At 38.5% G+C, this 6,026-nt stretch carries 5 protein-coding genes and 1 pseudogene; 2 read left to right on the top strand and 4 right to left on the bottom strand.

Going from position 1 to position 6,026, the window contains the following annotated elements; all coding sequences use genetic code 11:
- The first annotated feature begins 99 nt into the window (after positions 1–99).
- Positions 100–924, top strand: a complete 825-nt coding sequence (locus FEM55_RS07305) for an alpha-glutamyl/putrescinyl thymine pyrophosphorylase clade 3 protein (RefSeq protein ID WP_171036499.1) — start codon at positions 100–102, stop codon at positions 922–924.
- A 23-nt stretch (positions 925–947) separates the two neighbouring features.
- Here FEM55_RS07305 and FEM55_RS07300 read toward each other — a convergent pair whose 3' ends face one another.
- From FEM55_RS07300 to FEM55_RS25170, 4 genes and pseudogenes are all read right to left on the bottom strand, one after another.
- Positions 948–2,027, bottom strand: coding sequence for an ImmA/IrrE family metallo-endopeptidase (locus FEM55_RS07300; RefSeq protein ID WP_138280693.1), 1,080 nt, complete (start codon positions 2,025–2,027; stop codon positions 948–950).
- A gap of 1 nt (position 2,028) precedes the next feature.
- Positions 2,029–2,349 (bottom strand): killer suppression protein HigA, encoded by a 321-nt coding sequence (locus FEM55_RS07295; protein WP_138280692.1) that lies wholly within the window; start codon positions 2,347–2,349, stop codon positions 2,029–2,031.
- A 520-nt stretch (positions 2,350–2,869) separates the two neighbouring features.
- Positions 2,870–3,907, bottom strand: a complete 1,038-nt coding sequence (locus FEM55_RS07290; protein WP_138280691.1) for a PDDEXK nuclease domain-containing protein — start codon at positions 3,905–3,907, stop codon at positions 2,870–2,872.
- A gap of 360 nt (positions 3,908–4,267) precedes the next feature.
- Positions 4,268–4,447: pseudogene (locus FEM55_RS25170) on the bottom strand (DDE-type integrase/transposase/recombinase); the annotation flags it as partial.
- A 231-nt stretch (positions 4,448–4,678) separates the two neighbouring features.
- On the opposite strand from FEM55_RS25170, the gene FEM55_RS07280 reads away from it, so the two are divergent.
- Positions 4,679–5,692, top strand: coding sequence for an IS110 family RNA-guided transposase (locus tag FEM55_RS07280; RefSeq protein ID WP_138280689.1), 1,014 nt, complete (start codon positions 4,679–4,681; stop codon positions 5,690–5,692).
- The last annotated feature ends 334 nt before the right edge of the window (positions 5,693–6,026 follow it).

Raw genomic sequence — 6,026 nt, 5'->3', positions numbered from 1 at the left:
AGCCAGCATTCTAAATACTTCTTGCTTGAACTCAGCGTCATAGCTCCTACGAGTCTTTAACGTTTTTGGGTCTTTCATTTTGCATCAGGATGTGCAAAAATGTGTGCCGTTTTTTGGAGCCACCTCATACGGCGCGTCTCATTTTATAGCACAGTTGCCTCTCGTCACATATCATTTCAAAGGATTAATCCGGCATCGCGGCAATTTGATCCGATCAGGGCTGCAATGCTATCACGGCAAGTTCAGAATTTTAATGAAGCCTATTGGTTAGCCTTTTTAGCAGTTCATTTTGGAAAAAACAAAAATACTCAATGGGAGCTAGTACGAAACGTCTATGGAGGATTAGGTAATTCTAGAATTTGGACATGGGATGCAGTAAAAAACAACTTCGAAGAATTCTCGAATTGGATGGAAGACCATGAACTAGAACTTACTAGAGCTGGCCATTTTGGAAATCACCGAAAGTATGAATCCTTAAAATATTCCAGTAGAAGCGGGACCGTACACGTAATTAATAGTTACCTGGACTGGATAGGTGATGATCACGTTTCAAGATTCGAAGGATTTGTGAATCAATCTCCGGAAGATCCTCGAAAGATTTTTGATTTGTTATACAGGTCAATGAGACGGGTTCACAGGTTTGGGAGAACTGCTCGTTTCGATTATCTTACTAGTATTGGTAAATTGAATCTTGTACAAATAGAACCAGGCCGAACATATCTCCAAGATGCTACTGGTCCCGTTCGTGGCTCTCGGCTTTTATTTGGCGGATCATCAACAGCTAGCATATCAAAACCGGATTTGGAAGAATTGCTTAATCTCCTGGAGGCTAAGTTGAATTTACCATTCGGAATGCAAGTGTTAGAAGATGCTCTCTGTAATTGGCAAAAAAGCCCTGGAACCTATGAGTATTTCAATGGTTAAGATACTCATAGGTCTCTATAACGTCAATTGTTGTGAAAAATGACTGAGTCAACCTGATCCCAATTAAAACGCCTCTTATAGCCATTTAATTGATTCATCTCTACGAATCGATAATATTGCATTTGTCCAACTACAATTCCGGTGGAAACACCCAAATTTGAGGCAAATCTCGATATATTCCACTTTCCTTTTAATTTACGCAATTGAGTATGATACCGATGGGGAATTAACATCTCAGATGAAAATGAGTTAGCTTCAATTTCTCTCTGCTCTACATTTGCATTATTTAACTCCTTGTCTTCCAAATAGACCTCATTTTGCCCATGTAAAATTAAGTGTCCAGCCTCATGGAAAAATGTAAACCAAAATTGATCATCCGACAAAAATCTAAAACTGAGCATTAATAGTGCTTTTTCTTTTGTCAAAAATTTCGTCATTCCACTAGCAGTACATCCACTTGGTGTTTTAACTATTGCCAGAGCTACACCCGATGCAGCACACAGTGTGCGTAGCTTGGGAATAAAGATCCTAGGGTCTTTGATTCGTGTTAGTTCCCTAATAGCCGGTAGAGACTCAACAAATTTGTCGGAGTTCCATGGAAGACAGTCAATTTTGCCTGCTTCGAGTTCTCCCTGTCTTATCCATGTAGAGACTGATCCAAATTTTGACGATATTTTATAAGAGGTTCGAAATGAACCCTGCACATTAAGTCGATCATATGTCTCATTCCATTTACCAACACTATCAACACCAAAATATTCAAGGCATCCATTTAACAAATCTTTAGATTTGTCAATCCAACCAAATTTAATCATGTCTTTAATAGGTAGTTGAGCTAGCCATGCACCTGCCTCGATTCGTGCCAAATCCTCCCGATACTGGTCCTCTCGATGAATCCAGAAATCACTTGAGGCACCCAAGCAGCCTGAAAGCTGCTGGGCTAGCTTTCCAGTAATGGGTTCATGTCCTCTTAAAAGCCTGGAAACAAAAGTGCGTGGTTGTCCAATCCGTTCGGCAAAAGCGTTTTCCGAAATATTTTTGTCTGCCAAAACTTCCTTGATAGTAGTACCAGGCGCGGATGCCCACTTCGGCTGAAATGCCATATTATTCAATATTTACTATTTTTATTTGTGTAACTCTTGACCAATCAATCTTTCCATTGGAACCGGAAGGTTGTTTCAGGTGGTTGGATACAAAATACAATGCCAGATCCTTCACTATCTCAACTTTGTATTTTTCTTGGCCATTCTGCGACGAGATGAGGGTTGGATGTCCCACAAGTAGATCATTTACATTACCAGCCGCTCTTAAATCTGCAAGTCTTGAAGTAAGAACATGAGCCTTCCATTGATTAAATTGATATTCAGCAATTTCTGAGTCTTCACATATGTCACGTAAAAGTTTATTTTCAAACGATATTTCCAATCGAGATAAAATTTAAAATAGCATAGGAAGAGCATTGCAGTAAAATTTATTTACAAATGTAAAGCCCCATTTCCTAGTATTTAAGCCGTTTTTGATCTTAATCTACTTTGTCTTTTTAAACATTTAAAAACCAATAGATTAGTATTGAATATAATTAGTGTCGATAGTACACCTGACTCTCACATAAAACTTTAATGTCAGAAGAACCAACCTTCCCACTGTTAAAATTAGTTAATCCAGTGTAAAACAGCTTAATACCAGCATGTGAAATATTTTGATATACATTTCTGGATCCATTGAAACGACTTTACTATCACATTTGCAAAATTAAAGCGTTATGCAGTTTTCAAAATTTGGAAACTTGAACAGTCAATACTGTTAGGATAGAGTTATGAGACTGCTTGTTTATCAAATTCTTTACCTGAATCTTTTAATTATGTAATGGCATTTTACAAACGGACATTCTTAAAGTGCTATACGGACCCACTGTGTCATTTGCTTCGTAAAATTAACTAAATACTTAACCGAAGTCTTTATCCTCCTTCGCCAGAGATTCAAGTTCTTTTTCGAGTTCTTCGATACTTGGAAGATTTCCTTTAAGATTTGGGGGGATGCTATCAGTAATCTTGTATTCTGCAATGCCAATTGGCTTATTCATGTCTTTTAAGGCGTATTCAGCAACGACTTTGTTTTTATCCTGACAGATTAAAAGACCAATGGTTGGTTGATCCAAGTCGGTTTTCAAGACATCATCTACCACGGAAAGATAAAAGTTTAGTTTTCCCGCATACTCTGGAATGAACTTACCAGTCTTAAGCTCAATGACTACATATGACCTAAGCTTTAAATGGTAAAAGAGCAGATCAATGTAAAAATCAGAGTCGCCGACGTTCAGGTGGTATTGTCTACCAACAAATGCAAAGCCGGCCCCCAATTCTAGTAAAAATTTAACGATATGATCTGTTAATGCGTTTTCCAGATCCTTTTCCTTATAGTTTTCAGCCAGGGAAATAAAATCGAACAGGTAAGGATCTTTTGTGACTTGTTGTGCAAGATCAGACTGGGTAGGAGGGAGGCGATTTTCAAAATTGCTTATGGCTTTCCCTTTCCTTTTTAGGTAACCCGATTCAATCTGCATAACCATGATGTCTCTTGACCACCCATTCCTGGCTGTCTCTTGAATATAAAACAGCCTATCACTCTCATCCTTTACTTTACCTAATAAAGTAATATGATGGTACCAAGTAATTTGTGCAAGTGACACTTGCACAAATTCAGAATCCGAGTAAGCCTTGGCAAACTGACGCATATATTTAAGGTTTCTCACAGAAAGGCCATGCATATCAGTAAACTCACTTCGAAGGTCCTTTGCCAACTGTTCGATTACCTTTGATCCCCATCCGAACTGTTCTTGCTGATCCAGAATTGTTTTCCCAATTTTCCAATAGAGCAAAAGCATCTCAGCATTTGCAGATAGTAGCGCTTTAAAGCGGCTTTGACGGATTGCTGTTTTCAGCTCAGAAAGAATTAAGGGGTATTGATCCGGTAAAACACTCATTTATTGCTTCCCATTTGTTAAGCAGCAATATAAGAACATTGGTTAAAAAACGAATAGGACTTCCTATTAGGATGATACCTAAATACTATTCACGCTTACAAACACCTCAGTAGTGTCCAGTGTATTAGTGAAGCCATTATCGAAACCAAGTATTACTTTGTTGAATGACAGCAACAGGCCTTACAATCAATAGGATATTTCCTGCTCGGGGATAAGCTTTGAACTAGATGGGAGAAAGTAATAGAGGTATAAGATTTCAGCGTGTAGTTTAGCAGCAGCATATTTGACCTTTGATGTAGTATTTCCGACAACCAATTTCAGCAGCACGCAAACTTTAAGGTTATTTAAGGACGACACATTACCTCTGTCCGAGTGAAAAATCAGTTTATTTGTAATACTTCTATTTTTACAAGCCATATTCCATGCAGATATCAAAGTATCAATGGCTTTCATTGTTGAACTAAGTGCCCATCCAATTACTCTCCTGTCAGTTAAATCCAGTATTATGGTGAGATATAGCCAGCCTTGCATTGTCTTAATGTTGGCGGGCGCCGCCTTTAGCTTTGACATCTAATTTAAATCCTATATTGCCACACCTTACCAGCAGCTCTGGTGAACTCAGGGCGCCGCTAGGTTAATGACCTCTCCCGCGAATTAGGACCAGAGCTGTAAGGTTGGATACGAGCCAATTAGAATTATAGGCATCAAGGCCTAATAAAGGTATCAGCTGACTCCAATCACGGTATATTTTACTTTAATTTTTAAAGAATCATGACATTTACTTGCTTTGTTGGTATTGATATATCCAAATTAACGATCGATGCTGTACTTTATGTTTCAGCTACCGAACCATCATTTCATCAACAATTCGAGAATAGGCCCTCAGGTTTTCAGAAGCTTTTGACTTGGATAAACCAACGACAAAGTAGTGCCGGCGTTTTATTTTGCTTGGAACATACAGGTATATATGCTCTTCCCCTATGTTGCTTTTTCAATCAGCGCAAGCTTAATTATTCACTTCAGTCAGCACTACACGTTAAAAGGTCAATGGGCCTTCAAAGAGCCAAGAATGACAAAGCAGATGCGTATATGCTGGCTCGGTTCGCTTACTTGTACCGTGATGAAATCAAGTTGTCTGAACTTCCATCCCAGGCACTGCTTAAAATTCAGCACTTGCTTGCCTATCGTCAGAGGTTGGTAAAAAGCAAGGTAGCCTTACAAATAGCAGCCCAGGAATTAGCTGCTTTTACTGATAATCAATTCAGCTCCACAATTGTAAAGGATAGCCAGAAACATATTACTCAACTTAGTGCCAGCATAATTCTGATTGACAAGCAACTGCAAACGATCATTGCTGAGGATCAGCAGGTACATCAGGTTTATCAGTTAGCTACTTCGGTTACAGGCATTGGCTTGCAAACTGCAGCTTACCTGTTAGTACATACTAACTGTTTTAGTGGATTTGATAATTGGCGCAAGCTAGCATGCTTTGCCGGAACAGCTCCATTCGAATATACCTCAGGGAGTAGTATTCATGGCCGTAGTAAATTAAGTAAGATTGGGAATATGAAACTGAAGGCTCTACTAAGCAATGGAGCAAATGCTGCTATTCAATCTCCCAATGAGTTCTCAACTTATTATAACCGCAAAATAGCGGAGGGGAAACCTAAGTTAGTTGCACTTAATGGAGTTCGTAATAAATTGCTAAGTCGTGTTATAGCAGTAGTTCAAAGAGGAACACCATATATAAGAAATCAAACCGACTACCTACAAGTAGCGTCTTGATAAATTTATATGAATTTTCTTGTTTTAAGCTTAGAATTCGCGATGATGTCAGATACCCATGTAGTAGCTTGGTATTTATGTACAAAAAACTCAATAACATAGGATATAAAAACCGCCAAATGAAGGTTTGCCATGGAAATCAGGGACTTGGCTATTGCCTTGATCGTCATCCATTGTGGAGGGAATCTAGATCTGTTTTTTAAAACAGACACTATCTCAAAATCTGTGTAAAGTTTAAATCGGGGTTTGTAACTCCGATTTTTTACTTTTAACAAAACACAGTTTATGAGACCAGAAGATTTGTTGACTGATGAGTTTTTAAAGCAGTTCAAGA

The sequence above is a fragment of the Dyadobacter sediminis genome, assembly GCF_005860765.1.
Taxonomy (GTDB): domain Bacteria; phylum Bacteroidota; class Bacteroidia; order Cytophagales; family Spirosomataceae; genus Dyadobacter; species Dyadobacter sediminis.
This window is presented reverse-complemented; position numbering and strand designations above follow the sequence as displayed.

Coding starts and splice junctions, on each gene's coding strand:
- FEM55_RS07305 (WP_171036499.1), top strand. CDS start 100: ATGTGTGCCGTTTTTTGGAGCCACCTCATACGGCGCGTCTCATTTTAT.
- FEM55_RS07300 (WP_138280693.1), bottom strand. CDS start 2,027: ATGGCATTTCAGCCGAAGTGGGCATCCGCGCCTGGTACTACTATCAAG.
- FEM55_RS07290 (WP_138280691.1), bottom strand. CDS start 3,907: ATGAGTGTTTTACCGGATCAATACCCCTTAATTCTTTCTGAGCTGAAA.
- FEM55_RS07280 (WP_138280689.1), top strand. CDS start 4,679: ATGACATTTACTTGCTTTGTTGGTATTGATATATCCAAATTAACGATC.